At 67.4% G+C, this 26,385-nt stretch carries 27 protein-coding genes and 2 pseudogenes; 5 read left to right on the forward strand and 24 right to left on the reverse strand.

Translation table 11 applies throughout. The features are described 5' to 3' along the window. Nucleotides 1–58: 58 nt before the first annotated feature. From flhB to flgC, 6 genes and pseudogenes are all read right to left on the reverse strand, one after another. Nucleotides 59–1,126, reverse strand: a complete 1,068-nt coding sequence (gene flhB / locus HD841_RS19085; protein WP_179510493.1) for a flagellar biosynthesis protein FlhB — start codon at nucleotides 1,124–1,126, stop codon at nucleotides 59–61. Between the two features lies 1 nt (nucleotide 1,127). Next, the gene (locus tag HD841_RS20895; RefSeq protein ID WP_306455806.1) at nucleotides 1,128–1,364 is read right to left on the reverse strand and encodes a flagellar biosynthetic protein FliR; all 237 of its coding nucleotides are present in this window, start codon (nucleotides 1,362–1,364) and stop codon (nucleotides 1,128–1,130) included. 73 nt (nucleotides 1,365–1,437) lie between these two features. Further along, nucleotides 1,438–1,881, reverse strand: a pseudogene (locus HD841_RS20900) (flagellar biosynthetic protein FliR); the annotation flags it as partial. 7 nt (nucleotides 1,882–1,888) lie between these two features. Continuing rightward, on the reverse strand, nucleotides 1,889–2,155 hold the full coding sequence (locus HD841_RS19095) for a flagellar biosynthetic protein FliQ (RefSeq protein WP_179510494.1): 267 nt from the start codon (nucleotides 2,153–2,155) through the stop codon (nucleotides 1,889–1,891). 4 nt (nucleotides 2,156–2,159) lie between these two features. Then, the gene (locus tag HD841_RS19100; RefSeq protein WP_179510495.1) at nucleotides 2,160–2,525 is read right to left on the reverse strand and encodes a flagellar hook-basal body complex protein FliE; all 366 of its coding nucleotides are present in this window, start codon (nucleotides 2,523–2,525) and stop codon (nucleotides 2,160–2,162) included. Between the two features lie 13 nt (nucleotides 2,526–2,538). Then, nucleotides 2,539–2,946, reverse strand: a complete 408-nt coding sequence (gene flgC, locus HD841_RS19105; protein WP_179510496.1) for a flagellar basal body rod protein FlgC — start codon at nucleotides 2,944–2,946, stop codon at nucleotides 2,539–2,541. Nucleotides 2,947–3,076: 130 nt separating this feature from the next. On the opposite strand from flgC, the gene HD841_RS19110 reads away from it, so the two are divergent. The 3 genes from HD841_RS19110 to fliP are packed head-to-tail and all read left to right on the forward strand — an operon-like array spanning nucleotide 3,077 to nucleotide 4,370. Next, nucleotides 3,077–3,310: a FliM/FliN family flagellar motor switch protein gene (locus HD841_RS19110; RefSeq protein ID WP_179510497.1), complete on the forward strand. Its 234-nt coding sequence runs from the start codon at nucleotides 3,077–3,079 to the stop codon at nucleotides 3,308–3,310. 3 nt (nucleotides 3,311–3,313) lie between these two features. Then, nucleotides 3,314–3,619: a flagellar biosynthetic protein FliO gene (locus HD841_RS19115; protein WP_179510498.1), complete on the forward strand. Its 306-nt coding sequence runs from the start codon at nucleotides 3,314–3,316 to the stop codon at nucleotides 3,617–3,619. Further along, entirely contained in the window at nucleotides 3,612–4,370 is a 759-nt protein-coding gene (fliP, locus tag HD841_RS19120; RefSeq protein WP_179510499.1) for a flagellar type III secretion system pore protein FliP, read from the forward strand. Before HD841_RS19115 ends, fliP begins: the two co-directional genes overlap by 8 nt. A 14-nt stretch (nucleotides 4,371–4,384) precedes the next feature. Here the strand turns inward: fliP and HD841_RS19125 are convergent, their stop codons facing one another. The 7 genes and pseudogenes from HD841_RS19125 to HD841_RS19155 all read right to left on the reverse strand — a co-directional run bounded on the left by HD841_RS19125 (nucleotide 4,385) and on the right by HD841_RS19155 (nucleotide 10,482). Further along, nucleotides 4,385–4,879 (reverse strand): hypothetical protein, encoded by a 495-nt coding sequence (locus HD841_RS19125; protein ID WP_179510500.1) that lies wholly within the window; start codon nucleotides 4,877–4,879, stop codon nucleotides 4,385–4,387. A gap of 448 nt (nucleotides 4,880–5,327) precedes the next feature. Then, a pseudogene (locus HD841_RS19130) lies at nucleotides 5,328–6,215 on the reverse strand (FHIPEP family type III secretion protein); the annotation flags it as partial. 35 nt (nucleotides 6,216–6,250) lie between these two features. Further along, nucleotides 6,251–6,697 carry a helix-turn-helix domain-containing protein gene (locus HD841_RS20905; protein WP_179510501.1) on the reverse strand — a complete coding sequence of 149 codons (447 nt, stop codon included), beginning with the start codon at nucleotides 6,695–6,697 and terminating at the stop codon, nucleotides 6,251–6,253. After that, nucleotides 6,697–7,056: a flagellar motor switch protein FliN gene (gene fliN, locus HD841_RS19140; protein WP_179510502.1), complete on the reverse strand. Its 360-nt coding sequence runs from the start codon at nucleotides 7,054–7,056 to the stop codon at nucleotides 6,697–6,699. The genes HD841_RS20905 and fliN overlap by 1 nt, the downstream gene beginning before the upstream one ends. After that, nucleotides 7,053–8,603 carry a flagellar basal-body MS-ring/collar protein FliF gene (gene fliF / locus HD841_RS19145; RefSeq protein ID WP_257015814.1) on the reverse strand — a complete coding sequence of 517 codons (1,551 nt, stop codon included), beginning with the start codon at nucleotides 8,601–8,603 and terminating at the stop codon, nucleotides 7,053–7,055. Before fliF ends, fliN begins: the two co-directional genes overlap by 4 nt. Before the next feature lie 129 nt (nucleotides 8,604–8,732). Then, nucleotides 8,733–9,401: a FliH/SctL family protein gene (locus HD841_RS19150; protein WP_257015817.1), complete on the reverse strand. Its 669-nt coding sequence runs from the start codon at nucleotides 9,399–9,401 to the stop codon at nucleotides 8,733–8,735. Nucleotides 9,402–9,447: 46 nt separating this feature from the next. Further along, complete coding sequence (locus HD841_RS19155; protein ID WP_179510504.1) at nucleotides 9,448–10,482, reverse strand: flagellar motor switch protein FliG; 1,035 nt, start codon at nucleotides 10,480–10,482, stop codon at nucleotides 9,448–9,450. A 95-nt stretch (nucleotides 10,483–10,577) separates the two neighbouring features. Here HD841_RS19155 and HD841_RS19160 point away from each other — a divergent pair, with 95 nt between their 5' ends. Together HD841_RS19160 and HD841_RS19165 are read left to right on the forward strand one after the other, a co-directional pair. Continuing rightward, nucleotides 10,578–13,277, forward strand: coding sequence for a hypothetical protein (locus HD841_RS19160; protein ID WP_179510505.1), 2,700 nt, complete (start codon nucleotides 10,578–10,580; stop codon nucleotides 13,275–13,277). Between the two features lie 22 nt (nucleotides 13,278–13,299). Then, nucleotides 13,300–13,707, forward strand: a complete 408-nt coding sequence (locus HD841_RS19165) for a flagellar biosynthesis protein FlgB (protein ID WP_179510506.1) — start codon at nucleotides 13,300–13,302, stop codon at nucleotides 13,705–13,707. A gap of 192 nt (nucleotides 13,708–13,899) precedes the next feature. Here the strand turns inward: HD841_RS19165 and HD841_RS19170 are convergent, their stop codons facing one another. The 11 genes from HD841_RS19170 to HD841_RS19220 form a co-directional block, all read right to left on the reverse strand. Further along, nucleotides 13,900–15,585, reverse strand: coding sequence for a hypothetical protein (locus HD841_RS19170; protein ID WP_179510507.1), 1,686 nt, complete (start codon nucleotides 15,583–15,585; stop codon nucleotides 13,900–13,902). Between the two features lie 40 nt (nucleotides 15,586–15,625). Then, nucleotides 15,626–15,994 (reverse strand): response regulator, encoded by a 369-nt coding sequence (locus tag HD841_RS19175; RefSeq protein ID WP_179510508.1) that lies wholly within the window; start codon nucleotides 15,992–15,994, stop codon nucleotides 15,626–15,628. Then, entirely contained in the window at nucleotides 15,982–16,272 is a 291-nt protein-coding gene (locus tag HD841_RS19180; protein ID WP_179510509.1) for a hypothetical protein, read from the reverse strand. Before HD841_RS19180 ends, HD841_RS19175 begins: the two co-directional genes overlap by 13 nt. Next, entirely contained in the window at nucleotides 16,272–18,614 is a 2,343-nt protein-coding gene (locus HD841_RS19185) for a chemotaxis protein CheW (RefSeq protein WP_179510510.1), read from the reverse strand. The genes HD841_RS19180 and HD841_RS19185 overlap by 1 nt, the downstream gene beginning before the upstream one ends. Further along, on the reverse strand, nucleotides 18,611–19,000 hold the full coding sequence (locus HD841_RS19190) for a response regulator (RefSeq protein ID WP_179510511.1): 390 nt from the start codon (nucleotides 18,998–19,000) through the stop codon (nucleotides 18,611–18,613). Before HD841_RS19190 ends, HD841_RS19185 begins: the two co-directional genes overlap by 4 nt. Continuing rightward, nucleotides 18,993–19,874, reverse strand: a complete 882-nt coding sequence (locus tag HD841_RS19195; RefSeq protein WP_179510512.1) for a CheR family methyltransferase — start codon at nucleotides 19,872–19,874, stop codon at nucleotides 18,993–18,995. Before HD841_RS19195 ends, HD841_RS19190 begins: the two co-directional genes overlap by 8 nt. Continuing rightward, on the reverse strand, nucleotides 19,868–20,485 hold the full coding sequence (locus tag HD841_RS19200; RefSeq protein ID WP_179510513.1) for a HEAT repeat domain-containing protein: 618 nt from the start codon (nucleotides 20,483–20,485) through the stop codon (nucleotides 19,868–19,870). Before HD841_RS19200 ends, HD841_RS19195 begins: the two co-directional genes overlap by 7 nt. 16 nt (nucleotides 20,486–20,501) lie before the next feature. Beyond that, nucleotides 20,502–21,575 (reverse strand): chemotaxis-specific protein-glutamate methyltransferase CheB, encoded by a 1,074-nt coding sequence (gene cheB, locus HD841_RS19205; RefSeq protein WP_179510514.1) that lies wholly within the window; start codon nucleotides 21,573–21,575, stop codon nucleotides 20,502–20,504. Nucleotides 21,576–21,582: 7 nt separating this feature from the next. Then, on the reverse strand, nucleotides 21,583–23,184 hold the full coding sequence (locus tag HD841_RS19210) for a chemotaxis protein CheW (protein WP_179510515.1): 1,602 nt from the start codon (nucleotides 23,182–23,184) through the stop codon (nucleotides 21,583–21,585). A 28-nt stretch (nucleotides 23,185–23,212) separates the two neighbouring features. Further along, nucleotides 23,213–25,138: a methyl-accepting chemotaxis protein gene (locus HD841_RS19215; RefSeq protein WP_179510516.1), complete on the reverse strand. Its 1,926-nt coding sequence runs from the start codon at nucleotides 25,136–25,138 to the stop codon at nucleotides 23,213–23,215. Nucleotides 25,139–25,444: 306 nt separating this feature from the next. After that, on the reverse strand, nucleotides 25,445–26,335 hold the full coding sequence (locus HD841_RS19220; protein WP_306455809.1) for a LysR family transcriptional regulator: 891 nt from the start codon (nucleotides 26,333–26,335) through the stop codon (nucleotides 25,445–25,447). Between the last annotated feature and the right edge of the window lie 50 nt (nucleotides 26,336–26,385).

The raw sequence follows: 26,385 nt of genomic DNA on the forward strand, positions 1-26,385 counted from the left end.
AATGTGCGTGGCATCACAATCATTATAGGACGGACCGACCCCCCGCGGGCGCGGCGCATCACGCAAGTCGCCGTGCGAGGCGCATGACGTAGCTGATCACTTCGGCGACCGCGGCATAATGTTCGACCGGGATCGGGCGGTCGACCTCCGCGGAGGCGTAGAGGGCACGCGCCAGCGGCGGGCTCTCGACGATCGGCACGTTGGCCTCGCTGCCGATCTCGCGGATGCGCAACGCCATCGTGTCCATGCCCTTGGCGACCACCACCGGCGCGGCCATGGCGCCGTGATCGTATTTCAGCGCGACGGCATAATGGGTCGGGTTGGTGACGATGACGCTGGCGGTCGGCACCGCCGCCATCATCCGCTTGCGGCTGCGCGCCATGCGGATGGCGCGGATGCGCGCCTTGATCTTGGGGTCGCCGTCGCTCTGGCGATATTCGTCCTGCACCTCCTGCCGGCTCATCCGCATCCGGCTCATGAAGGCATGGCGCTGATACATATAGTCGGCGGCGGCGAGGACGATGACCGCCAGCCCGACCGTGCGGACGAGGTCGAAGACGAGCGTGCCGGCCGCCGTCCCGATCGCCTGCGGCGAGGCGCCGATCAGCTGGTCGAGCGCGACGAGATGCGGCTTGAGCAATTGTTCGGCGATGAAGATGATGACGACGAACTTGGCGAGCGTCTTGACGAACTCGACCATCGCCGACTTGCCGAAGATGCGGTTGAGCCCGCCGGTCGGCGACAGCTTCGACCATTTCAGCCCGATGCGGCTCCAGATCAGCGCGGGCGCGCCCTGGAGGAACAGCGGTAGCAGCGCCAGCCCGAACAACAAGGCGAGCAGGGGCCAGGTCGCGCGCAGCATTTCGAGCAGGACCGCGGTGATGACGTCGCGCGCGCCGTCGCTGGTCATCGCATAATCGTCGGCGCGGCTCCACAATCGCACGCACATCGTCCCGAGCCGCGCGAGCGTCCATGAGCCCATGCCGCCGGCCACGATCATCGCGCCGACGAACATCACCGCATGGCGGATCTCCGGCGCGGTGGCGACCTCCCCCTTCTTGGCCGCATCGCGCAGGCGCTTGTCGGTCGGCTGCTCGGTCTTCTGGTCCTTGTCGCCCTCGGCCATGCTACAGCAACTGCCGGTGGAGGAAGGTGATCATCGCATAGCAGAAGCCGGTCAGCGCCGCCCCGAAGGTCATCGCGAACAAGGTCAGCCCGAACAGGATGTTGAGCGGTTGCGCGACGAAGAACACCTGCAGGGTCGGCGCCATCCGTGCGGCAAGGCCGAGCGCGGTGTTGAACAGGATGCCATAGACCACCAGCGGCGCCGCCATGTTGACCGCGAGCTCGGTCGCCCGCCCCAAGTGCGACGATCGCGAGATGCGCCAGATCGGCGGCCGGCGGCAGCGCGCCGACGGGGAACTGGTCGTAGGAATGGACGATCGCGGCAATCCAGAGATGGTGGATGCCCAACGCCATGCACGCGACACCCGCCGCGACCGCGATGAAGCGCGACAGGATCGGCACCTGCCCGCCAAGCGCGGCGTCGGGCACGAGCACGGAGGACAGGCCGATCTGCAGGCTGATCACCGCACCCGCCATCGTCGCGGCGCTGAACAGGACGCGGACTAGCAGCCCGATCGCCAGCCCGACGACCACCTGCGTCACGACGGCGGCGATCAGGGCGCCGCCGCCATCGGGCGGCACGGTCACTCGCTGGTGGAGGAGGCCGTAGAGGCCCAGGGTCAGGCCCAGCGCCAGGACCAGCCGGATCTGCGGCGGGACGCTGTCTTCGGCGAAGACGGGCAGGGCCATCACCACCGCGCCGATCCGTGCGAACAGGATCAGGAAGACGGTGACCTGGATCGACAGGTCGGCCATGCGTGCGTCAGCCGCCGACGATGATCGCGTCGGCGATGCGCGCCATGAACCCGCCCAGCGCCTTGCCGATCATCGGCAGGCTGACGATCAGCACCGCGCCGATCGCGAGCAGCTTGGGCACGAACGTGATGGTGGTTTCCTGCAATTGCGTCAGCGCCTGGAACAGGCTGATCGCGACGCCGACGACAAGGCCGGTGAGCAGCATCGGCCCGGCGACGGTGAGCACGAGCAGCATGGCCGCGCGGCCGAACTCGGCGGCCTGGAACGCGTTCATCCGCTCAGATCTGCATGCGCATGATTTCGGAATAGGCGTTCACCATGCGATCGCGCACCGCGACGATGGTGTTGAGCGCCGATTCCGCCGCACCAACGGCAGTGACGACATCGATCAGATCGCCCTTGCCGGCAACCTGCTTGGCGCTTTCGGTTTCTGCGACGCGCAGCGTGGCGGCGGTGTCGCCGATCATCGACTGCACCATGCCGCCGAAGCTCGTCGGGCCGGTCGCGGCGGCGTCGGTCGGAGCGGCGACGGACGAGACCGCGCCGGCGGCCATCGGCGCATCGTCGGCGGCCGATCCGATGCCGGGCAATGCAGTCAGCGTGCGGCCGTAGGCGGCCGCCGCGTCAAGGGCGCCAATCGACATGGACGTTTCCTTCTTACTTGATGAGATCGAGCGTGCGCATCGTCATGTTGCGTGCGGCTTCGATGGCATTGAGGTTGGCCTGATACGACCGTTGCGCCGCGCGCATGTCGGCCATCTCGATCGGGCCGTTGACGTTGGGCATCTGGACATAGCCGGCGGCGTCGGCCGCCGGATTGCCGGGCTGATAGACCCGGCCGAAGTCGGATTTGTCCGGCGTAATCGACGCGACCTGAACGGTGGTGCCGCCGATCGCGCGATCGACATGCGCCTTGAAGGTCGCGACGCGGCGTCGATACGGATCGCCGCCCGGCGTCTTCGCGACGGAATCGGTGTTGGCGAGATTCTCGGCGATCACCCGCATACGCAAAGCCTGCGCGTGCAGGCCCGATGCAGAGACGTCGATCGACGTGTGCAGGTCCATAGGTCCCCCGGATGGCGCACGGCAGCGGGACATCCGCCATCATGCTTTCACCTCGGCTTATAGGAAGATTTTGCCGGGCGGCCGCCGGCGGCCGCAAAATAATCCTATAAAATCCTCGAAGGAGAGCCGAATGTCCGTGCTTGAAGCCATTCCGGTCGAACTGTCGATCGTGCTGGGATCGACGCAACTGCCCGTCTACCAGATTCTCAAGATGAGCCGCGGCGCGATGATCCCGCTCGATAGCGGGCAGGACGATCCGACGCTGGTCTATGTCAACGACGAGCTCGTCGCTCGCGGCCGCATCCTGGTCGAGGACGAGCGCATGTCGCTCGAGATCACCGACATCATCCAGAAGGCATCCTGATCGATGGAGCTTCTGTCCGCGCTCCGCGCGCTCGGCGCGCTGGGGCTGATCCTCGGCATGCTCGCCGGGGCCCTGTGGGCGGTGCGCCGCTACGACATCAAGCTGCCTTCGCAATGGCTCGGTAGCCGCACCGAGGAACGTCGGCTGGCGCTGGTCGAGCGGTTGGCGCTCGACGGACGGCGTTCGGTGGCGCTGATCCGCTGCGACGGACGCGAACATCTCGTGGTGATCGCGCCGGAAGGCGTCGTCGCGCTGGGCGATGGCGCGCCGACGCGGGCGCCGCTGATCCGCCGGGGGTTCTATGCGTAAGGCGCTGTGGCTGCTGCCCGCGCTGGCGCTGCTCGCGATTCCCGTCCCGGCGCTCGCACAATCCCTCGGCCAGGCCGCCGGTCAGGCGCAGGGCGCCGCCGCCGCGCTCGGCCAGGGATCGATCTCGGGCAAGGCGCTGCAGATCCTGCTGACGCTGACCGTGCTCAGCCTGGCGCCCGGCATCCTGATGACGGTGACGTCCTTCACGCGGATCGTCGTCGCTTTGTCGCTGCTGCGCTCAGGGCTGGGCGCGCCGGGCACGCCGCCGAACCCGGTGCTGATCAGCTTCGCGCTGTTCCTGTCGTTCTTCGTGATGGCGCCGACCTTCACCGCGGCGTGGCACAATGGCGTCGATCCATACAACCACGGCAAGATTACCGAGGCGCAGGCGCTCGAAGAGACGTCGAAGCCGTTCAAGACGTTCATGCTCCAGCATGTCCGGCGCGACGATCTGCACATGTTCGTCGAGCTGTCGCGCGCGCCGGCGGTGCCGATCGCGCAATTGCCGCTACCGACGATCATGCCGGCCTTCATGATATCGGAACTGCGCCGCGCGTTCGAGATCGGCTTCCTGCTGTTGCTGCCGTTCCTGGTGATCGACATCGCCGTCGCGGCGGTGCTGATGGCGATGGGCATGATGATGCTGCCGCCGACGACGATCTCGCTGCCGTTGAAGATCATCTTTTTCGTGCTGGTCGACGGCTGGTCGCTCGTCGCGGGGTCGCTGGTCCGAAGTTTCGGGCACGGATAGCCCGCCGACACCCCTTAGCCGCGCTGCGCGAACCGCAGCGCGCGGGTGTCCAGCCACGGGGCGAGCGTGTCGAACGGCAAAGGATGCTCGAAGATCACGCCCGCCTCGCCTGCGGAGGCCCAGCAGAGCCGGGCGGCGACCAGTGCCGGCAGTCCAGGCCCCGACAGCAGCAAAGGCCGGCCGAGCCGTGGGGTGGTCGGCGTTGCAAACCGCGCGCCGTCGGTTGAAATCTCGATCATCGTTGTGGCGATTGCCGTACTGCCCTGCCACAGGTCGACCGGGCACGATGTGACGAAATGCGGTGTGCGCGGCGACAGCGCCGGCGGTGTGGACTCGTCCGGGAAGCAGCGGGCGAGAAACTGGTCGAGATCGCCGATCGGCACGGCGAAGGTCACGCCGACATGGTCATGCGCCGTCCAGTCGACCTGCCCGGAGGCGGACTGTCCGTTGGGCAGGTCCACCCGGACCCAGTCGTTGCGACCGAGCAGCGTGCAGGTCTGCGCGGTCATCTCGCGGCCCGACATCGCGTGAATGCGGCACAGCGCGTCGCCGCGCGGGCCGACCAGACGAGCGTCGAGCAGGATGGTACGGCGTAATCCTGCCGCGCTTCGGCCGGTAATCTGGGACGATGGCATGGCTGGCCTTCGCTGTTCCGGAAGGGGCGATCAGGCGGGCTGGACCTGCATAACCACCGCCCGCCGGACGCCTTCGCGTCCGAATGTGGCGATGGCGGCATCGAGCACCAGCTTGCGGAACGCATCCACCCGCGGGAGCTGACCATCCGCTCCGGCGGCGAGCGGCGTCCGATAGGCGCGCATGTTGATCGCGTCGAGCAGCAGCGGCATATCGGAACGCACCTTCTCCTGCGCCGCCAGCGTCACCTCGATCTGCGTCGTGATGTTGACATAGCCGGACAGTCGCCCGTTCGGGAGCACCAATGGCAGCAGGATCGTGCCGGCCGAGCAGCGCCGCGACCACGCCGAACGCCTTGGGATCGCTCCCCAGCTGTTCGGTCAGCGTGCTGCCCGTCTTGCCCTCGATACTGCCCTTGGAGACGAGCAGACCGGCCGCGGTCGAGACGATCAGCGCAGGGATCTGGCTGACCAGACCGTCGCCGGCGCTGAGCACGGTATAGGTCCGGAACGCCTCGCCGATCGGCACGCCATGGAAGACGACGCCGACGATCAGGCCGACGACGATGTTGATGCCGGTGATGACCAGCGCCGCGACCGCGTCGCCCTTCACGAACTTCGAGGCGCCGTCCATCGCACCGAAGAAGCCGCTTTCCGCTTCCAGCTCCGAGCGGCGCTCGCGCGCCTGCCGTTCGTCGATCAGGCCGGCGTTGAGATCGGCGTCGATCGCCATCTGCTTGCCGGGCATCGCGTCGAGGCTGAAGCGTGCGGCAACCTCGGCGATGCGGCCGGCGCCCTTGGTGATGACGACGAAGTTGATGACCACCAGGATCAGGAAGATGGTGAGGCCGATCACCGTCTGTCCGCCCATCAGGAAGGTGCCGAACGCGCCGATCACCCCACCGGCGGCCTGTGGGCCTTCATGGCCATTGCCCAGGATCAGCCGCGTCGAGGCCAGGTTGAGGCCAAGCCGCAGCATCGTCGTGATCAGCAGGATCGTCGGGAAACTGGACAGCTGCAGTGGCTTGTCGATGAACAGCGCCGTCATCAGGATCAGCACCGATGCGGTGATCGACAATGCAAGGCCGAAGTCGAGCAGCCAGCCGGGGATCGGCAGGATCAGCATCGCGATGATCGCGACGATGCCGAGCGCCACCGCGATGTCGCGGCTGGGGCCAAAGTTCTGAAGTAACTGCTTGAGTTTAGGCGGCATCATTGATCTCTGGGCGATCCGGCCGGAACCGATGGTCAGGCACCGGCGCCGACGGGGGTCGGCTCGCTGTCCTGCAGGAAGCTGCGCAGCTTGTTACGCATCGTACGCACCGAAATCCCGAGCATTGCCGCCGCCGAGGTGCGATTGCCGCGGCAGCGTGCCAGCGTGTGCAGGATAAGATCGCGTTCGACCTCGGCAATCGTGCGGCCGACGAGTGCGTCGAGCGGATCCGCCGCCGCCGGCTCGACCCGCGCCATCCGCCGCTGTCCGCACAGCCGTGCGAGCACCTCGGGTAGGTCGAGCGTCATGTCGATCGCTACCAGGTTGCGGCGGCGGCGACGATAGATGCGCAGCAGGTCGGGCGCGCTCCAGCCGACCGACATCACCGCGCGCGGGGTACGCGACAGTCCTGCCGCCAGGTCGAGGACCGGACCTGGCGCGCCGATCAGCAACAGGTGATCGGCATCGGCACTGGTCGGCATCAACCGCGGTCCTGGTGGATGATCTCGGTCAGGGTGACGCCGAGCGTACCCTCGATCAGCACCACTTCGCCACGCGCGATCAGCCGGTTGTTGACGAAGATGTCCGCCGGCTCGCCGACCCGGCGGTCGAGTTCGACGACGTCGCCGGTCTTGAGGCGCAGCAGCGTGCCGATGTTCATCCGCGAGCGCCCGAGCACCGCCTGGACGCGCACCGGCACGTCGAACACCGCCTGGAGGTCGTTCGCACTGGGCGGCGCCTCGGGGTCGATATCCGGCGCGTCGTGCACCTCATTGTCGAACTGGGTCGGGGCAAGCTGGCTCAGCTGGGCGTCCTGATCGAGCGTATCGTCGTCGTTCATGCGTTCATCCAATTACGAATAACCGAAGTCGATTCGGCGGGATTGGTCGCGATGACGTCGCCGATCTTCTTGATGGTGGAGGCGCGGATGCGGCCATCGACATTCGCGAGCGAGATGTCGTGGTCGAGCAACGTCATCTCCTCGTCGGCAGGCGCGGCGAGCTGGCCGGGACCGCCCTCGTCGCCGACCGGCGGCTGCGCGGTGAGGTCGATCGGCGCGGCCGGGTCGGTCGCCCCGGCCTCGGCCGGGCGCAACCGCGACAGCGCCATGCGCAGGCCGACCAGCAGCAGTCCGCCGACGATCGCGACCTCGGCGAGGTTGATCAGCATCGACGCGGTCAGCCCGAAGGGCAAGGCGGCGCGTGCGGCCTCTTCCTCGGGTGTCGGGACGAACGACATGCCCTCGACCGCGACGCTGTCGCCGCGCTGCGCATCGAAGCCGACCGCATTCTGGACCAGCCGCGTCAGCCGCTGGCTCTGCGGCACCGGCAGCGGCTTGCCACCGGTATCGATCATCACCGCGACGGTCAGCCGCTCGATCTGGCCCGGAGCGCGGACGCTGACCGAATGCTTGCTGCTGTTCTGGTAGCTGGTGTCTTCGGACGTGTCGGTCTTCGCCGAACGCTGGCTGTCCTGACCGGTGCCATTGACTGCGCCGTTGCTGTCGGGAAGCTGGCTGCTCACCGTCGCGCCGGGGGCGTTCGCCTGGTTCTGCTGGTTCTGGTCGTTCGATTCGACCGTCACCTGATGCGCGATGACCTGCTGGTCGGGGTCGTAGGTCTCGGCCTCCTCGCGCGTCTGATCGCGATTGAGGTTGACGGCGACCTGCGCATGCACCTTGCCCGCGCCGACCACCGGCTCGAGCAGATGCTCGATCTCGCTGCGCAGGCGCCCCTCCATCGAGGCCTGGCGCTCCTCGATCTGCGACGATGTCGCGTCGGTGGAATCGCCGGCGCGCGCAAGCAGGGCACCCTGTTGGTCGACGACCGAAATGCTCTCGGGCGACAGGTCGGGGACCGAGGAGGCGACGAGATAGCGGATCGCCTGTACCGCCTCGCCAGACAGCCGGCCCCGCGTCTTCAGCGTCACCGCCGCGGTCGCCTTGCGCTCCTGGGTCGAGAACAGGTCGCGATCGGGCATCACGATGTGAACGCGCGCCTTGTCGACGTTCTCGAGGCTCTCGATCGAACGCGCGAGTTCGCCTTCGATCGCGCGGCTTTCGTTCAGCTTCTCGCGCGACGAGGAGACGCCGAACGGCTGTTCGTTGTCGAGGATCTCATAACCGATCTTGCCGCCCAGCCGCTCGGACGCGAGCTGCATGCGCAGTTCGGCGAGCTTGTCGACCGGGGCGAGCACGGCGGTGCCGTCGGGCGAGAGCTGGAAGGGCGTGGACTGCGCCTTCAGCTTCTCGGTGATCGACGCCGCCGCCGACGGGTCGAGATCGGTGAACAGATACCCCATTTGCGGGGAGGAACCGTGCAGGGCCAGCGCGCCGACGCCGACGAGCAGCGCCAGGGCCACTCCTCCCATCAGCATTAGACGACGCATGCCGAGCTGCGCGATCAGGGATCGCAATCCATTCAAGGGCGGCCTCACTTGTAGAGCAAGGACACGCCGTCCCTGTTGCTTCCATTATAGTACCGGTCGCCTAGGCAAAACTTGCCGAGAGCAAATTTTCTAGCCCTGGTCTTCGCCGCGCAGCGCCGGGTCGAGCTCGGCCATCACGGCGGCGCGGCGGGCGGCGGCGTCTACGGCCAGCCCTCCTTCGTCCCAGAAGATGACCGCGTCCCCCGGTGCGACCGCCGGGTCGGCCATGGCGGCAAGGTGCAACTGACGGCGATCGTGACGCTGGCGTTCGGCCAGCAGCGTCGTCAACGCCTCATGCTGGTCGGGGTTGATGCGCACGCATAGCCGCGTGCCGCGGGCGACCTGCCCCAGGACGCGGCCGAGCGCCTCGTCGACGGCGCGCAACGGCGCCTGATCGAGCGCATGGCCGGCCAGCGCCTCTGCGGCGGCGAGGGCGACGTCGGCGGCGGCCTGCGACTGTTGGGCAATCGCGTCGGCGAACCGCGCGTCGAGGTCGTCAATTGCGGCGTGGATCGCATCAGCGGCGGACAACAAAGCAGTCGTCGCCTCGTGGCGCGCCTGATCCAGGCCCGCCTGGAACGCCTCGGTCCGCGCGCGGGCCAGCTCATCCTGGTGGTCCCGCTCCATCACCGCCAGCCGCGCGAGCAGATCATGGACGTGATCGGCGAGATCGTTGCTGCCGGCCGCAGCGGGTTCTGCATTGGCCTGGAAGACGCGATCGAAGCCGAACGGCTCGACGCGGGCACGGGGATCCATCATTGGTCAGCAAACCTCATGCAGCAGGCGCACCACCGGCGTTCGGTGGTCAGTAGATCATCGCATCGTCGCTCTTCGAATCGAAGAGCATGATCTCGCCGCGGTCGCTGAGCGTCTTGGCCAGACGTACCAGATTGGCCTGCGCCTCGTCGCAATCGCGCGCCCGGACCGGGCCCATCGACGCAATGTCGCTGCGCACCAGCTTGGCGGCGCGCTCGGTCATGCTCGACAGGAACAGCTGCCGGATGTCTTCCGACGCGCCCTTCAACGCCAGCGTGAGTTCGCGCTTGTTGGCGTTGCGCACCAGCGTCTGCACCGCCGGGGGCAGCAGCTTGCCGAGGTCCTCGAAGGTGAACATCAGGCTGCGGATGCGCTCGGCGGATTCTGGTACGCGTTCGTCGAGCGCCGCCATCATCTGCTCTTCCGACGTGCGATCGAGCGCGTTGAAGATTTCCGCTATCGTCTCGTGCGGATCGGTGCGGTTCGCCCGCGCGAGGTTGGACATGAACTCGCTGCGGAGCGTCTGCTCCACCTCCTGGATTACGTCCTTCTGCACCGTGTCCATGCGCAGCATCCGCAGGATGACGTCCGCCGCCATCTCCTGCGGCAGCTCGGCGAGCACGCGTGCGGCGTGGTCGGGCCGCAGCTTCTGCACGATGACCGCGACCGTCTGCGGATATTCGTTCTTCAGGAAGGCGGCGAGCAGGCTCTCGCTGACGTTGGACAGCTTGTCCCACATCGTCCGGCCGGACGGACCCCGGATGCCTTCCATGATCTCGCGCACCCGGTCGTCGGGCAGGATGCCCGAGAGCAGGCGTTCGGTGGTATCATAAGAGCCATGCAGCGAGGTCATGCCGGTGACCTCGCCCGAGAACTGGACGAGCAGATGCTCGACGACCGCCACCGGCACCCGGCCCAATTGCGAGATGCACGAGGACAATTCGGTGATTTCCTCGAGCGTCAGCTGCTCCCAGATCGGCGCACCATGGGTCTTGCCCAAGGCTAGCATCAGGGCACCAGCCCGTTGCAGCCCCGAGTATTTCTTGAGTTCGACAGGTTCGACGACCGGCGCCATCATGTTCATGCGTACCTCGAAATTCAGCCGTTCATGTCGGCGAGCGCGCGTTTGCGTCTATCTTATAGGAAGAATGCGCACCTGCTTCGTTAGGGAACGTGAAAATGGCAAATCCTTCTTACGGTTTGACGGGCGTGAACTACACTAACGAGACGGCCGCCGTCCGCACCGCGCGCAAGGCGTTCAAGACGCCGCCGACCAAGGCGCCGTGGAAGCAGGCAGCGAAAGAGTCGACCGCCCTGTCCGCGGTCACCGCTGCGGCATCAGCCGTTCGGTCAATGCGGTCCATCATCGATCCCCCGAACAACCAGGAGTCGAAGGGGATCGGTGATGTGGAGACAAGCTTCATCACCTATCGCGCGCTAACCCGGCTGAAGTCCTTGGCGCAGGCAGCACAGCAGCCCGGTCTGCCGGACTCGGAACGCAAATCCCTGCAGAAGGCGTTCAGCAAGGGGATGTCCGATCTGCAGACGTTTATGGCCGCGGCGCCGAGCAACGCACTGACGCTCGTCTTCGGCCCCATGCAGAGCCGTGTCAAAGGCGCCATGACCCTCCCGACGCAGGACAGGACAGTCGGCAAAGGCGCGGGCGTCGTCGACGACTTCACCGCACCGATGACGACGCTCACCGGCAAGGAGGTTTTCACCATCCAGCTCGACGACGCAGGTCACCACGATACGGTGACCGTCGACCTGTCCAAACTCGCTTCGCAGCCGCCATCGCTGGAGCAAGTCACCAAGGCGTTCAATGAGGCAGTCGCCGCGCCGGCGAGCGGCTATGCCTATAAGGTCACGTTCGCGGTCGCCATGATCGACGGGAAATATGGCCTGACGATGAAGTCGGACGCGGGTGCGACGGTGTCGTTGCAACAGGCAAACGCCGGGGATGCGTTGATGGTAGTCAGCGGCAAGGCGGTCGGGGGGAAGCCGGGCGCGGCGGACATCAACCGCTGCACCGATGTCAACGATGCGTTGAAGCGGGAGATGATCGGTTCGATCGCTGCGACCGATCGTACGGCGAGTGCCGATGCTCAGGCCACAGCCAAGGCCAAAACGACAGATGATGCGAAAAGGACCCATACCGACGGCTCGGACACCAAGTCTGCGCTGCCGACCGTCTTGGCGAACTTGCAGCCGCAGGCATCAACGACGGCCGCAGACGGCTTCACCTATGTCGTTGGCGCGACGAGCGGCGATTTGGGCACCTATCGGTCGAAGGGAAACAAGGATCTCTTCCTGACCAAGGTCGACAGCGAAGGGAAGATCGTCTGGCAGCACGGGCTGGGGGTAACAGGCACGGCCGAGGGCAAGGCAATCAGTGTCGCGCCCAACGGAGACGTGATCATCGCCGGATCGGTGACCGGCCCTCTCGCTGGCAATGCCGGCTACGATCGCGACATGCTGGTGGCCAAGTACAGTGCCAGCGGTGAAAAGCAATTTGCCACCTCCATCCCATCGTCAGGGGACGATGAAGCGACGGCAGTCGCCGTTGCCAACGACGGCTCGATCTATATCGGCGGCCGCGTCGCCGGGACGGGTGACGGCGGCGCCTATGTCGCACACCTGGATACCACCGGAAAAATCGTTGAAGAACGGCAAATCGACACCCCCGGCTTCGACAAGCTGAGCGCGCTGAAAATCGACGCGTCGGGCAATCTGTTGGCTCTCACGCGCGAAAACGGTGTCGCCCGCCTGCGGCGTATGGACGCGAACAAGCTGGCGACGGATCTCGGGATGGTCGAGCTTGGCAGCGCGGATGCACGCGCCCTCGCTGTCGGCGCTGATGGCACGATCGCCGTCGCCGGCGCAACGCAGACCGCGCTGCCCGACAACGCCAATCTTCCCGCGGACAACAAGCAGGACGGGTTCGTCACCACGATCCGGAGCGATCTGACCGGCGCACGGACGACCTACATCGGTTCTGCGGGTGATGATGAGATCGACAGCGTCGCCTTTCTGGGCAGCCAGATTTTCGTGGGTGGCCGGACGACCGGCATTCTTGATGGTAAACGTGAAGGCACAGTCGACGGGTTTGTCGCGCGTATCGATGCCGCCAGCGGGAAGATCGGCAACATTTCGCAATTCGGGAGCTATGAGGGGGCGTTGGAGCCCGTCATGGTGTCGGCAGCGACTGGCGGCGCGAATGCGCTTGGTGCGCTAGGTCTGCGTCGCGGTGCGTGGAATGATGAAATTGCCACCTCGCTGACCGCCCAGTTCGGGCTTGCCGAAGGCGACAGTTTCAAGGTGCAATTGGATGGTGGTACCGCATACAGGGTGCGGATCGGCACCAACGAAACCTTGGGCAGCTTGAGCCTCAAGATTCGCACTGCGCTCGGCAGCAGCGCCGTCACGCTGACGACACCCCGCAACTCGGATGGATATAACCAGCTGACGTTCAGCGTCGCGCAGGGGCACACGCTCAGCCTGACAGCAGGCCCGAAGGATCGGGATGCGCTCGCCAAGCTGGGCATCGATCCGGTGCGCCTGCATTCCGATCCGCCCCGCAAGCCTACCGATCCGAAGGTGACGCCTGGCGGGAGCTTTGGACTGTCGCTTGACGCCACCACGCTGAACTTATTGACTAGCGCCAAGGCCAAGGCGGCACTGGACAAGATCAACAGTGCTATCTCAAAAACCCAATCTGCATATCGCTCGCTCTATTGGGATGACGGCAAGGCGGCCCGCGTCAACGGCGCGATCGGCGCGGGAACGTCCTATCAACAGGCGCAACTCGCCAACTACAAAGCGGCGCTCGACCGTCTGACCGCCGGTAGCAGCGACACCAATATCAGCAGCTTATTCTGACGCTGAGTGAAGGAACAGGATCATGTCCGACCCTATCCCGCTGATCGACGGGTTGACCCGCTCGATGAAGCATCTCGCCGAGCGCCAGCGCGTCGTGGCGCAGAACATTGCCAATAGCGAAACACCTGCGTTCCGCGCGCAGGATGTCGAGGCGCCGGACTTTTCGTCGCTTCTGACCCATAAGGGCGTGCCGCATGTCGCACGACCGCGGGTCAGCGCGACGACCGGCATGGTGGCGCTCGGTGTGCCGGCGACCACCGGCGGCCAGATCATCGCGGATTCGAATGTCACGGAAACCAAGCCCGACGGCAACAACGTCACGCTCGAGGACCAGTTGCTCAAGATGGGCCAGATTCAGGCCGACTTCCAGACGATGACCGATCTGTATCGCAAGCAGATGGGCCTCATCCAGATGGCGATCGGCCGCTAATACCGCCGCTGATACCGCCACTGGAACCAGAGTGCGGCCGCCCGGCCGCGCCTGTCCGATACCGGCGGTCGCGGGCCAGCTCGACCGGCCGGACTGTGATTACAGCGTGCGGCCGGCGACGCGTGGCCGCTTGCCCTTGGGCCGCTCGCCCTTGGGCCGCGCGGCGTGACGCTTGCGGCGCGCGGCAGCCGATCAGAACAGGCCGTCGTCGTCGATCGCTTCGGCGACCGCAATCGCCATGCCGGGCAGCAGGAAGCCGGCATGCACGTCGCGCTCCGACGCCATCGTATAGGATGCGGCAATGCGCTGCAGCAGATCGCGGAGTGCGGCGTCCGCGGCGTCGGACAATTTATCAGGCGCGCGATTGCCCAGCACCGACAGCCGTTCGCCCGCCGCGCGGATCGCCGAGCCCACCGCCAGCTGGCCGGACAGATCGCCGCCCGCGGTATCGAGCGCGTCGATCAGCGCGCGGGCATCGTTGCCGCCGTCGCGGACGCCGCGTTCGCTGCGGCCGCAGCCGGCATGGACCGCGGCGAGCGCGTGCGCCAGCCGGTCGCCCGATCCCGCGCCCTGGTCGCGCTGCGCATCGGCGATCGCCTGGCCCGCCTGGGACAATGCGGTCATCGCCGTGCCGATCTGCCTGGTCGCGTCATCGAGCTGGACCGCACAGGCGCCGACCTCGACCGCGATCACGGCGACCGCGCGGCCCATCATGCCGAAGCGGCCGCACAGCAGGCGGGTGTTCACCGCAATGTCCTGCACATCGCGACGGATCAGCCGCAGCCCTTCGAACCGTTCGGCGAGTGCGCTGACCGCGCTGGTGGTCATGTCGACCATCGCATTGGCGCGACTGTCCGCCTCGAGCAGGTGCTGCGTGAGGTCGCTGATCTCGGACACGTCGTGGTCGAGGCTGGTCAGCACGCCGCCGCTGCCGCCGCGTTCGTGCTCGGATATCACGTCGAGCAGGCTGCGCGTCTCGTCGCCGAGCGACGCCAGCGCGTGGACGAGGCGTGCGGCGTCCTGTTCGAAGTCGCCGGCGAGCGCCTCGGTCTGCGCGGCGGCGAGTGCCTGGATATGGGCCGCCACCGTCGCCGCGTCGGCGGCGTCGGCCAGCGCAAGCCCGTCGATCATCGTCAGCATCGCGACGACATGCTCGAGCCGCTGGCGGGTGATGTCGCCGATCTGCAGCGCGTTGAGCGCGACGGCGATCCGCCCCTCGATCTCGCGCGCGACCGCGGCGACCCGGCGGGCGACCGCCTTCAGCGCGGTGAGATAGGCTTCCAGATCGGCAGCGTTGCGTTCCAGCCGATCGGGCACCTCCGGCACCACCCGGGCGCATTCAGCGAGCAATTGGCTGGCGGATTGCCGGCCGCTCGCCATGCCTTCGGTCAGCTTGGACAATTCCGACAGGATCTGCGTCAGATGCTGTTCGCCCTGCGCCAGTCGCGCGAGCATATTGTCGACGAAGGTGAGGAAGATCGGCTCGCCCGAGGCGGCGATCTTGATGTTGGGGCCGTAGATGGCGAGCAGGCGCAGCGTGGCGCGCATCTCGAGCACCTGCGCGCGGATCGCGTCCGCCTGCCGGTCGATGCCGGCAAGGTCCGCGTCGCGGCGCGCCTGGGTGACGGGCAGCGCGGTCAGCCGCTGCGCGATCGCCTTGAAATCGCCCACGGCGGCGGCGGCGGTATCGTCGTCGATCGCCAGCGTGACGCCGTCGAGCGCGGTGATGACGCGCTGGATGGCATCGACCGCATGGGCGAGCGTCGCCCCGGCGGCGAGGAAGCGGTCGTCGAGCCCTGCCGCGAGCGTGGCGAGTTGGGTCGCCAGCGCCGGGTCCGGCGACGGCAAGGACGAAAGCGCGACGGGAGAAAGGATCATCGAACGTCCTCGGAACCGGAGATGCGCGGTCACGACCGGATCAGGCGGCGGGGACCAGTTTGCGGACGATGCGCAGCAACGCCTCGCTCTCGACCGGCTTGGTCAGCCAGCCGGTCGCGCCGGCCGACTTGGCGAGGTTGCGCATGTCCTGGCTCGATTCGGTGGTGAGCAGGACGATCGGCATGAAGCCATAGCCGGGCAGCTTGCGCGCCTCGCGGACCAGATCGATCCCGCTCATCGCGCCCATGTTGAGATCGGTGATCATCATCGTCGGCTTGAGGCCGCCCTGCAGCAGCGCGAGGGCCGCTTCGCCGCTTTCCGCCTTGTGGACGGTCAGGGTGGTGGTGGCGAGGGTCATGCCGATGCTCATCAGCATCGAGGGGGAATCGTCGACAATCAGGATGGACATTCTTGCTCCGTGGCAAATTGGTGGGGGGAGGCGGGTGCCGGCGGCGCGGCGGTCAGCAGCGGCAACAGCCGCACCATGTCCGGCGCATCCGTGGTGCCCTGCGTCGCGGGGCGGAAGGCGAGCAGCACCTGCACCAACGCGCCGTGCATGCCGGTGCATCTGGTCAGGACCACCTTCGCCCTGGGATGGGTGGTGAGGAAGGCGACGAGTTCGAGCGCTTCCTCGACCGCGCAGCGGCCCTCGAAATGCGCCTGCGTCTTCGTATAGCGGATCGGCATCACAGCATCTCCTTGAGATCGAGGATCAGCAGGACGCGGCCGTCGCCGAGCAGGGTGGTGCCGCAATAGCCCGGCACGCCGGCGAGAATGCCGTCCATCGGCTTGAGGATGACGTCCATCCCCTCGCGGAAATCGTCGATCACCAGCCCGACGGTGCGGTTGTCGAAGCGGCAGACCAGCACCGCCTCGCCGCGGTCGTCGGCGCTGCGGCGGTTGGCGGCGGCGACGTCGAGCCTGTGCGCCATGCGGACCAGCGGCACGACCTCGTCGCGCAGCACGAACACCTCCTCCTGCTTGATCCGGCGGATCGCGTCGGGGGCGAGGCGGACGGTCTGGACGACGACGTCCATCGGGATGCCGTACAGGCTGTCGCCGATGTCGACGACCATCACCCTCGTCACCGCCATGCTGAGCGGCATGGTGAGCCGCGTGGTGGTGCCAAGGCCGAGCTGCGAGGTGACCGCGACGCGGCCGCCGAGCTTCTGGACCGTGCTGAGCACGACATCCATGCCGACGCCGCGGCCCGACAGGTCCGACACTTCCGCCGCGGTCGAGAAGCCGGGCCGGTAGATGAGGTTGACCGCCTCCTGATCGCTCAGCCGGTCGGCCTCCTCGCGGGTGACGACGGCTTTCGCGACCGCGGCGTCGCGGATCGCGGCGGGATCGATGCCGCGGCCGTCGTCGCTCACCTCGATGACGACGCTGTCAGTGTCCTGGAAGGCGCGCAGGCGGACGGTCGCCGCCGCCGGCTTGCCCGCCGCGATACGGGCCTGCGGCCGTTCGATGCCATGGTCGAGCGAGTTGCGGACGATGTGGAGCAGGGGATCGCCGAGCGCCTCGATGATCGTCTTGTCGGCGGCGGTGTCCTCGCCCTCGATCGCGAGGTCGACCTGCTTGTCGAGCCGGCGCGCGATGTCGCGGATCAGCCGCGGGAACCGGTCGAAGATCTCGGCGACGGGCAGCATGCGGACCTGCATGATCGCGCCCTGCATCTCCTGCGTCAGCCGGTCGATGATCGCATATTGTTCCTTGATCTCGCGCGCCATGTCGCGCGAGCCGTGGATTTCCTCGGCGCGCTTGGCGAGGAAGGGGAGGGCGTTCTTCGACACGACCAGCTCGCCGATCAGCGTCATCAGCAGGTCGATCTTGCCCTGGTCGACCTTGAGCGTGCGCGCGGCGGCGCGCGCGGCATCGCTCGCCGCGCCGTTCGGGGCGGCGGGGAGCCGCACGTCGACCGGCAGCGGCACCTCCACTTCCACCGCCTCCGCCACGGGGGACGGTGTGGCGGCGGCAGGCGCGTCGAGCGTGGCGAGGAACGCGAGCAGCGGCGCCACGTCGGTGGTGCGATGCGCCTGGGCAAGCGCCGCCTGCCAATCCGCGACCAGCGCGCCACGGCCCAGGCTGTGCAGCACATTGGTGACGATGGTTGCGGTCGATGGCAGCCGCGCGGGATCATAGCCGGTGCGGCGGAGGATCCGCGACTGCGTCGCCAGCACGTGCGCGACCGGCGGCAGCGCCTCCGTGGCGGTTTCGACCGCGTGCGGCGCGGGCGCGGCGGCGACCGGCGGTGCCTGATCGCTCGCGGCGGCGAGCGCGCGGATCTCGATCTGGTCGAGTTCATAGGCCATCGTCTGTTCGATGGTCTCGCGCGTTGCACCGGTCAGGGCGGTCAGCCGCAGGTTGCAATGATAGGGGTCGAAATCGGCGCCAGCGACCCATGGCTCGCGCGGCACGATCGCCAAGCCAAAGATGTCGGGCAGTTCCTGGATCGAGGCGACGGGGTCGGTGCCGCTATAGAAGCAGCCGGCGTCGGGCTCGTAGCGGACGACGAGAACGGAGTTGCCATCGGCGGCGCGGGCGCGGGCGGCGGCGAGCGCCGCGGCATCCACCTCGCCGAGCCAGTCGTCGGGCGCCACCGCCAGCGCGGCATCGGGCGCGGCGACCGCAACCGTGCCCTCGCCGAGATGCGCGCGCAACAGGGCGGCGCCATGCGCGGCGACGCGATCGGCATCGGCTGCAAGGCGGCCGTCATTCTCCAGCTGTTCGATGAAGATGCCGACCTGGTCGAAGCTGTCGAGCAACTGGTCGACGATATCGGACTGCAAGGCGAACTCGCCGATCCGAACCGCCGACAACAGGTCTTCGCCGGCGTGGACCAGCCGGGTGAGCGCGGGCACATCGAACAGGCCCGACGATCCCTTCAGCGTGTGGACCGCGCGGAACACCTCGTTGATTGCGGCGCCGTCCGCGGGATTGCGTTCGAGCACGAGCAGACCCGCCGCGGCGGCCTGCAGCAGCTCTCGCGCCTCCTGGATGAAGCGCGCCATCAACGCGTCGTTCATGCGGCCACTCCGGTGAGCAGCCGGGCGGTCTCGATCAGGATCGCGGGCGTGGCGGGCTTGACCAGATACAGATCGGCACCGGCCTCATAGGCGCGATCGGCGTCGCAGCCCGCCGCCTCGGTGCTGATCGTGACGATCGGCACGGCCTGCATCGTGCTGTCGGCGCGCAGCCGCGCGATCATCGCATAGCCGTCCATTTTCGGCATGTTGACGTCGACGATCATCAGGTCGAACGCGTCGAGCAGCGCGCGTTCGAGCCCCTCGAGACCGTTCGCCGCCTCGTCCACCGCGAAGCCGGCGGATTCGAACACCGAGCGATAATAGAGGCGCGTGGTCATGCCGTCATCGACGATCAGGATGCGCTTGCCGTTGGCGGGCTTAGTCATGGTCGGCGGGCCTCTGGTACAGGATGGTGCTGCCGTAGCGGCGCGGCTCGAACATGGAGGACATGCGGCTCATGCTTTCCGAATGGCCCAGGCAGATGACGCCGCCCGGCCGCATGCTGTCGTAGAGCGTCTCGACGGCCTGCCGACGCGACGCGTCGTCGAAGTAGATCAGCATGTTGCGGCAGAAGACGACGTCGATGTCGCGGTATCGGCGCATCGCCATCGCATCCGAAACGTTGACGACGGTGAAGTCGATCGACTGGCGCAGCGCGGCACAGATCCGGAACCCGTCGGCGTGCGGCGTGAAATATTTGCCCTTCAGTTGCGCGGACAGGCGATGGACGGCGCGGTCGCTGTAGATGCCGGCCTTGGCATCGGCGATCACCCGGCTGTCGATATCCGACGCCAGGATCTGGATGTCGTAGGTATCCGCCTGCGGCCAGTGTTCGAGGATCTGCATCGCGATCGAATAGGGCTCTTCGCCGGTCGAGCAGGGCAGCGACCAGATGCGGATCGGCTTGCCCGGCGCACGATGCCTGGCGATGTCCGGCAGGACATGCTGCACCAGCGCGTCGAACTGATAGTCCTCGCGATAGAAATAGGTCTCGTTGACCGTCATCGCGTTGACGAGATGCTGCATCTCGATGCCCGAGGTCTCGAAGCGCACCAATGTGAAATATTCGCGGAACGTCGTATGGCCGGTCGCGAGGATACGGTCCTGCAGGCGGCGTTCGACGAAATAGGCTTTGGTGTCGCTGAACATCATGCCGGTCTTGCGGTAGAAGAACTCGCAGAACTTGGCGTAATCCTGGGGCGAGATGCTCGGCACACCCGCCGGCGGCGCGGCGGCGGCCGGTTTCGGCGTGCTCAGCATTGGCCGATCCTCTGTACCGCGACCTGCACGGCGAAGGCGATGAAGCTGTCGCCGGGGAAGCGCGCGGGCAGGGCGAGCAGCGCCGGCACCGCGGCTTCGTCGCCGACCTCCGCCAGCCCGTCGATCGCCGCGGCGCAGACGTTGACGTGCGTGTCGGCGAGCGCGTCGAGCAGCCAGGCGGCGGCGCGCGGATGCGGCAGGACGCTGAGCAGGTTGGCGGTGAAGATGCGCACGTCGCTGTCGGGATCGTGCAGCAGCTGTTCGATATGCGGGGCGACCTCCTCCGGCATCGCGGCCAGAGCCTCGATCGCGGCGTTGCGTTGCGGCGCGCCTTCGCTGCGCAGCAACGGCAGCAGCGCCGTCACCACGGCGGGCGAGCGGCGGCGGATCAGCGCCGCCATGATCGCTTCGCGCACGCTCGGCGCGGTTTCCTGCGCCAGGCGGGCGCAGAGCGGCGCGACGCCGTCGTCGCGAGTCTCCAGGCCGCGCACGGCGGCGCGGCGATCCGCGCCGCTCGGTGCGGCGAGCTGCTCGACCAGATAGGCGAGCGAGCCCGCCGTTTCGTCGGACGGTTCTGCGACATTGTCGATGGGGGCCTTGACCAGCGGCACAAGCGGTTCCTGTTCGTTATGACGCGGTGGCGCGCCGGCCTGGGGTGAGCCATTTGGCGATCTGTCCGGCGATGGCGTCACTCGCGAGGACGAGGTTCGCCCCGGCGCGCCGGATGAGTTCGTTGGGCATGCCGAACACCGCACAGCTTTCGGCATCCTGCGCGATCGTGCGCATGCCGCGGCGGTGCCAGCGCGCCATCGCCTCCGCACCGTCATCGCCCATGCCGGTCAGCTGGACGCCGATCAGCCGGTCGGCGGGGACGTGTTCGGCCGCGCTCTCGACCAGCCGGGTGACGCTGGGATGCCAGCTATGCTGTTCGCTGGCGGGCACCGACATGGCGCTGAGCACGCCGCCGCGCCGGGCGACGACCATGTCGGCATCGCCGCGCGCGATATAGACGTTGCCGCCGAGCAACGGCGCCGGCGCGCGCACCTCCTGCACCCGGATCGCGCACAGCGCGTCGAGCCGCCGGGCGAAGACGCCGGTGAAGCTGCTCGGCATATGTTGCGCGACGAGAACCGGCCACGGCAGGTCGGCGGGCAGCGCGGGCAGGATCGTTTCGAGCGTCGACGGACCGCCGGTCGACACGCCGAGGATGACGAGGCCCGGCTCGATTGTGCCGTCCTTCATCATCCGCTCGGGCGGCGGCGGGGCGGGGCGGGGCGCCGGCTTGGCGACCCCGGCGCGTCCGCGCACCCGCGCGCCGGCCGCCATCTTCACCTTGGCGACGAGCTGCGCGGCGATCTCGTCGAGCGACAGCGAGATGGTGCCGCCCGGCTTCTGCACGAAGTCGATCGCGCCGAGGCTCAGCGCCTGCAACGTGGTCTCCGCCCCCGCCTCGGTGATCGACGACACCATGATAACGGCGCGCGGGCTGCCCACCATGATCCGCGACAGACAGGTGATGCCGTCCATTTCGGGCATGTTGACGTCGAGCGTCACCACCTGCGGATCGAATGCGTCGACGATCTCGAGCGCCTCGACGCCGTTGCGCGCGGTGCGTACGTCGAAGCCGGGTTGCTGTTGGAGAAGCTGCGACAGGTGACGCCGCATCAGGGCGGAATCGTCGACGACGAGAACTCGGGTCATGGCAGGCTCAAGCGGCGATCGCCGACTGGGGCAGGGGTGGCAGGACGTCGGTCGCCGGCTCGATCAGGCAATCGACGTCGAGCAGCTGGATCATCCGGTTCTGGGCGGTGAGATTGGCGACGCCGCGGACGACCTTGGCGCGCGCGCCGGACAGATCGGGCGCGGGCGAGATCGTCGCATCGGGGATGCGGCCGACTTCCGAGACGCTGTCGACGATGAAGCCGACGTGCTGGCCGTGGATGGTGAATACCATGATCCGCTGACGATCCGACCGCGTCGCCTCCTCCAGGCCGAAGCGGCGGCGCTGGTCGATGACCGGAAGCACCGTGCCGCGCAGGTTGATGACGCCCTCGACGAAATCGGGCGTGCCGGGAACATGGGTGAGCTGGTCGGGGACGCGCACGATCTCCTGCACCGCCTCCACCGGCACGCCATATTCCTCGCCCATCAGGCGGAAGATCACATATTGCGCGTCTTCAGGCGCGGTATCGCTCATCGTGGATGCTCCTTCGGCAGCGCCGTCCTGCGCGGCGCCGGCTGTCCCCTGCGCCGCACGCAGCGCGCGCAATTCATCGACGTCGAACATCGCGTCGGCCGACAGCACCGACACCAGCCGACGGCCATCGTCGAGGCGGCAGATCGCGCGGATGTCGCTATGACCGTCGCGCGACTGGAGCGCGGCGGGTACCGGCTCGACCAGCGCGCGCTCGACGCGCAGCACCGCCTTCACCTTGTCCATCACGACGCCGACCGACAGCGTTTCGCCATCCTGCTCGCCGGGCAGCGAGACGACGACGACCTTGTTGGCATCGGTGAACGCCTCGACCGGCATGCCGAACATGGTGCGCAGCGACACCAGCGGCAGCAGGCGGTTGCGCAGCGTGGTGACGCCGAGCACGTGGCCGGGGGTGCCGGGCACCTGGGTGATCGCGGCCGGCAGCTGGACGATCTCCTGCACCTCGCCGATCGGGAAGGCATATTCCTGACCGTCCACCTCGAAGCTCACCAGCTGATCCTCGTCGGCGGCAGCGTCGGCGGCATCCTGGTCGAGCGTGACCGCGGTCGGGCCGGAGACATCGGCGAACCGCAGCGCCGCGTCCTGCGCCGCGAAGGTGCGGCCGATCGATTTGGACACGTCGAGCACCATGACGATGCTGCGGCCGTCCTCTTCCTTGATCATGCCGGTCAGCAATTCCGTGTCGATCGTCGCCTGGACCTGCGTCACCGGCTCCAGCCGCTCGCGCTCGACCGTGACGACATTGGCGACGCGGTCGACCATCAGGCCGACGGGGTGGCCGTGATCGAGCACGACGACGCGGCTGGCGTCGTCTGTCAGCACCGGCGGCAGGCCGAACAGATTGCGCAGGTCGAGCACGGGCAGCACCGTGCCGCGCAGATTGGCAAGGCCCATCAGCGCCGGCGGGCTGAGCGGCATGCGCACCACGTCGGGAACGCGGATGATCTCCTTCACCTGCGCCAGCGGCACGGCGAACATCTCGCCGGCGCTGTGGAAGATCACGAACTGGCAGAGGTCGCCGCGTTCGTGAGGTGCGGCCATGGGGACGGCGGAGGTAACGTCCTCCGCCGTGATCGTCGTCGTTTCGGTCATGCGCCCGTCCTTTCGTGTCGGTCGGGGATCAGGCGGCCTGCAGTTCGTCGGCCAGCGAGGCGATCTCTTCGATCGCGGCGGCGAGCTGTTCGGCGCCGCGCGCCTGTTCGCGGGCGGCGTTGCTTGCCTCGTTCGACGTGCGCACCGCCTGTTGCGCGGCGGTGGCGATCTGTTCGATCGCGATCTGCGTCTCGCCGAGTGCGCGCGCGACCTCGGCCGCGGCGGTCGAGATTTCGCCGCTGCTGCGGACGACTTCGCTGACGTCGGTGGCGATCCGTTCGAGCCCGGCCGAGATGACGCGGCTCTTCTCGACCTCGCTCGCCGCGGTGTCGGCGATGTCCTGAAGGTCGGTGCGGACGATGCCGATCGTGTCCTGGATGCCCTTGACGGTGTCCTTGATCCGCTCGGCATTCTCCGCCGAGTCGCGGGCGAGGTTGCGGATGTCGGTCGACACGACCGCGAAGCCCTTGCCGAATTCACCTGCGCGCGCCGCCTCGACCGAGCCGCTGACCGCGAGCATGTTGGTCTGGATCGACACGGTGGTGATCGCGTCGATGATCTTGTCGATGCGGCGGCTGACCTGTTCGAGCGCGCTGATCTGGTCGCGGCTGTGGCGGCCGGCGGCGACCGACTCCGCCACGCCCTGCATCATCGCGCCGACCAGCGTCTTGTTGTCGTCGAGCAGCCTGGCGATCTCGTCGCCCTTCTCGGCACCCGCAGCGGCAGCGGCGGCGGCCGATTGCGCGTTCTGCTCGATCTGCGCGATCGCGGTCGACGACTGCTGGGTGGCGGCGGCGGACTGTTGCGAGCCGCGGTTGATCTGTTCGAGCGCGGTCGACACCTGCGCCGAGGCGCGGTTGATCTCCTCGATTGCGCTCGACAGCTCTTCGGCGGCCGAGGCGACTTCCTCGGCGCTCTTGCTGATGTTGGTGCTGTTCTTCAGCTCCTCGGCAAGCTGGCCGAGTTCCTGCGCGGCCTGCTCGCTCTGTTCGAGCGCGCCGGTCTGCTGTTCGATCGTGTTGCTCGATTCCTGGCAGGCGGCGGCCTGTTCCTCGGCGGCGGCGGCGATGACCTCGGCGCCCTTCAGCGCTTCGTTGGCGGCGAGCACCGCATCTTCGGCGCCGGTGGCGATGGTCGAGCAGCCCTTCATGATCTCCGCCATTTCCGTGCGGATCCGGTCGAGACCGGCGGTGACCACCGTGCCCTTCTCCGCCTCTTCACGCGCGGAATTGGCCGACTTCTCGATGCCCTCGGCGACCTGCTTCACGTCTTCCTGCACCTGGACGATGAGATCCTGGATGTCGCGGGCGGACTTTTCGCTGGTTTCGGCGAGAGTGCGCACCTCGTCGGCGACGACCGCAAAGCCCTTGCCGTGCTGGCCCGCGCGCGCCGCCTCGATCGCGGCGTTGAGCGCGAGCAGGTTGGTCTGGTCGGCGATGCGCGCGACGGCCTTGACGACCTCGCCGATCGCGCTCGCCTGGCGATCGAGTTCCTCGACCAGCTTGACCGACGCGTCCTGGCGCTCGGACGCGCGAACGATCGCACCGAGCGAATTGGCGACGTCGCTGCTCGTCGTCGCGACCAGGTCGGAGAGCGACTGCGTCAGGTCCATCGACCCGTCGGCGCGCACCTTCATGTTGCGCAGCAGTTCGGCGGCGAGCGTCATCGACTTCATCGTCTGCTGCGCGGCGGCGGCGGCCTGTTCGGCGCCGACACTGATCTGCTCGGCTGCTTTGCGCAACTCCTCCGACGCCGCAGACGCTTCCGCGATGCCGCTGGACAGTTCCGCGATTGCGGAAGCCAGTCGTTCCGACCCTTTCTGCTGGCGGGCAAACGTTCTCGCGCGCCGCTTCTCGGCATCGGCGGTCAGGCGAACGCTGCTGCTGTTCATGGAGCCGGCGCGGATGTTCGTCTCGGCTGGAGACGAGATGGTGTTTTTCTTGGCGAGAGACATGGCCAACTCCAGAAGTTCGGTATTGGGTCCACATATGACAGATTTCATAAATATGTGTTAAAAATGGACCCAAGTCGGTTCGGAAGCGTTACGATTGGCAACGCATTCAATTTGCAGAACTTCTTGAAATCGGATCAGCGATCCGGCGGCAGGCGAATGGCCGAATTCATCTGGATCAGTAGGATTTTAGCTGGCTTCATCGCGCATGCCGGCGCTGTCGGGACATACGTCGAGAGAAAGGTCCGATGCGGCTATGTTTCGGGCTCCTATGGCAGGCCGTGGCGGATGCCCGCGGCGCTGCGCGGCTCAATCGCGATACCGGAGCGCCTCCAGCAACAGCGCGAATGCGACCGAGGGTTGCCGCCGCGAGGGATAATAGAGGTAGTAACCATCGAACGGCGCACACCAATCCGCCAGCAGGCGGACGAGCGATCCGTCGGCGACGAGGGGGGCGACTCGGTCTTCCACCACATGCGCGATGCCGCAGCCGGCGCAGGCGGCGGTGAGGATCATCGACACGTCGTTGAGCACGATCTGGCCGGCGACCTTGACGTTGAGGGCGCGGCCATCCTTCTCATATTCCCAGGCATAGAGGCTCCCGTTCGCCATCCGCATGTTGACGCAGGCATGGCCGGCGAGATCGTGCGGGGTCAGCGGCGTGCCGCGACTCGCAAGATATCCGGGCGTCGCCACCGTCGCCATGCGCAACCGCGGCCCGATGCGGACCGCGACCATATCCTGTTCCAGCCGTTCGCCGAGGCGGACGCCCGCGTCATAGCGTTCGGCCACGATGTCGGTCAGCCCGCGCTCGATGTCGAGCTCGACGCAGATGTCGGGATAGGTTGCGGTGAGCCGTTCGATCGCCGGCCACAACAGCGTGCGCGCGGGATGTTCGGACGTGGTGATCCGCACCGTCCCGGCGGGCCGCTCGCGCAGGTCGGTGAGCGCCGCAATGCGATCGTCGATCGCGGCGAGCGCGGGGCGGAGCGCGTCGAGCAGCCGCTCGCCTGCTTCGGTGGGCGCGACGCTGCGCGTGGTGCGGGTGAGCAGGCGCAGGCCGAGCTTCGCCTCCAGCCGCCGCATCGCATGGCTGAGCGCCGATTGCGACACGCCGAGCCGGACCGCGGCACGGGTGAAGCTGCGCTCCTCCGCGACGGCGAGGAACAGCGTCAGGCTGGCGAGATCCTCGCGGTGCAGCTGCGAATTCATGACCGGGGTTCATAGGCCCAAGCGATCGACCCTGTCTA

The organism is Sphingomonas melonis (assembly GCF_013409985.1).
GTDB classification, from domain to species: Bacteria; Pseudomonadota; Alphaproteobacteria; order Sphingomonadales; family Sphingomonadaceae; genus Sphingomonas; species Sphingomonas melonis_A.

What these genes read in the sequence shown, in the direction of transcription:
- flhB (WP_179510493.1), bottom strand. Translation starts at nt 1,126, where the DNA reads ATGGCCGAGGGCGACAAGGACCAGAAGACCGAGCAGCCGACCGACAAG.
- HD841_RS19095 (WP_179510494.1), bottom strand. Translation starts at nt 2,155, where the DNA reads ATGAACGCGTTCCAGGCCGCCGAGTTCGGCCGCGCGGCCATGCTGCTC.
- HD841_RS19100 (WP_179510495.1), bottom strand. Translation starts at nt 2,525, where the DNA reads ATGTCGATTGGCGCCCTTGACGCGGCGGCCGCCTACGGCCGCACGCTG.
- flgC (WP_179510496.1), bottom strand. Translation starts at nt 2,946, where the DNA reads ATGGACCTGCACACGTCGATCGACGTCTCTGCATCGGGCCTGCACGCG.
- HD841_RS19110 (WP_179510497.1), top strand. Translation starts at nt 3,077, where the DNA reads ATGTCCGTGCTTGAAGCCATTCCGGTCGAACTGTCGATCGTGCTGGGA.
- HD841_RS19115 (WP_179510498.1), top strand. Translation starts at nt 3,314, where the DNA reads ATGGAGCTTCTGTCCGCGCTCCGCGCGCTCGGCGCGCTGGGGCTGATC.
- fliP (WP_179510499.1), top strand. Translation starts at nt 3,612, where the DNA reads ATGCGTAAGGCGCTGTGGCTGCTGCCCGCGCTGGCGCTGCTCGCGATT.
- HD841_RS19125 (WP_179510500.1), bottom strand. Translation starts at nt 4,879, where the DNA reads ATGACCGCGCAGACCTGCACGCTGCTCGGTCGCAACGACTGGGTCCGG.
- HD841_RS20905 (WP_179510501.1), bottom strand. Translation starts at nt 6,697, where the DNA reads ATGCCGACCAGTGCCGATGCCGATCACCTGTTGCTGATCGGCGCGCCA.
- fliN (WP_179510502.1), bottom strand. Translation starts at nt 7,056, where the DNA reads ATGAACGACGACGATACGCTCGATCAGGACGCCCAGCTGAGCCAGCTT.
- fliF (WP_257015814.1), bottom strand. Translation starts at nt 8,603, where the DNA reads ATGCGTCGTCTAATGCTGATGGGAGGAGTGGCCCTGGCGCTGCTCGTC.
- HD841_RS19150 (WP_257015817.1), bottom strand. Translation starts at nt 9,401, where the DNA reads ATGATGGATCCCCGTGCCCGCGTCGAGCCGTTCGGCTTCGATCGCGTC.
- HD841_RS19155 (WP_179510504.1), bottom strand. Translation starts at nt 10,482, where the DNA reads ATGAACATGATGGCGCCGGTCGTCGAACCTGTCGAACTCAAGAAATAC.
- HD841_RS19160 (WP_179510505.1), top strand. Translation starts at nt 10,578, where the DNA reads ATGGCAAATCCTTCTTACGGTTTGACGGGCGTGAACTACACTAACGAG.
- HD841_RS19165 (WP_179510506.1), top strand. Translation starts at nt 13,300, where the DNA reads ATGTCCGACCCTATCCCGCTGATCGACGGGTTGACCCGCTCGATGAAG.
- HD841_RS19170 (WP_179510507.1), bottom strand. Translation starts at nt 15,585, where the DNA reads ATGATCCTTTCTCCCGTCGCGCTTTCGTCCTTGCCGTCGCCGGACCCG.
- HD841_RS19175 (WP_179510508.1), bottom strand. Translation starts at nt 15,994, where the DNA reads ATGTCCATCCTGATTGTCGACGATTCCCCCTCGATGCTGATGAGCATC.
- HD841_RS19180 (WP_179510509.1), bottom strand. Translation starts at nt 16,272, where the DNA reads ATGCCGATCCGCTATACGAAGACGCAGGCGCATTTCGAGGGCCGCTGC.
- HD841_RS19185 (WP_179510510.1), bottom strand. Translation starts at nt 18,614, where the DNA reads ATGAACGACGCGTTGATGGCGCGCTTCATCCAGGAGGCGCGAGAGCTG.
- HD841_RS19190 (WP_179510511.1), bottom strand. Translation starts at nt 19,000, where the DNA reads ATGACTAAGCCCGCCAACGGCAAGCGCATCCTGATCGTCGATGACGGC.
- HD841_RS19195 (WP_179510512.1), bottom strand. Translation starts at nt 19,874, where the DNA reads ATGCTGAGCACGCCGAAACCGGCCGCCGCCGCGCCGCCGGCGGGTGTG.
- cheB (WP_179510514.1), bottom strand. Translation starts at nt 21,575, where the DNA reads ATGACCCGAGTTCTCGTCGTCGACGATTCCGCCCTGATGCGGCGTCAC.
- HD841_RS19210 (WP_179510515.1), bottom strand. Translation starts at nt 23,184, where the DNA reads ATGACCGAAACGACGACGATCACGGCGGAGGACGTTACCTCCGCCGTC.
- HD841_RS19215 (WP_179510516.1), bottom strand. Translation starts at nt 25,138, where the DNA reads ATGTCTCTCGCCAAGAAAAACACCATCTCGTCTCCAGCCGAGACGAAC.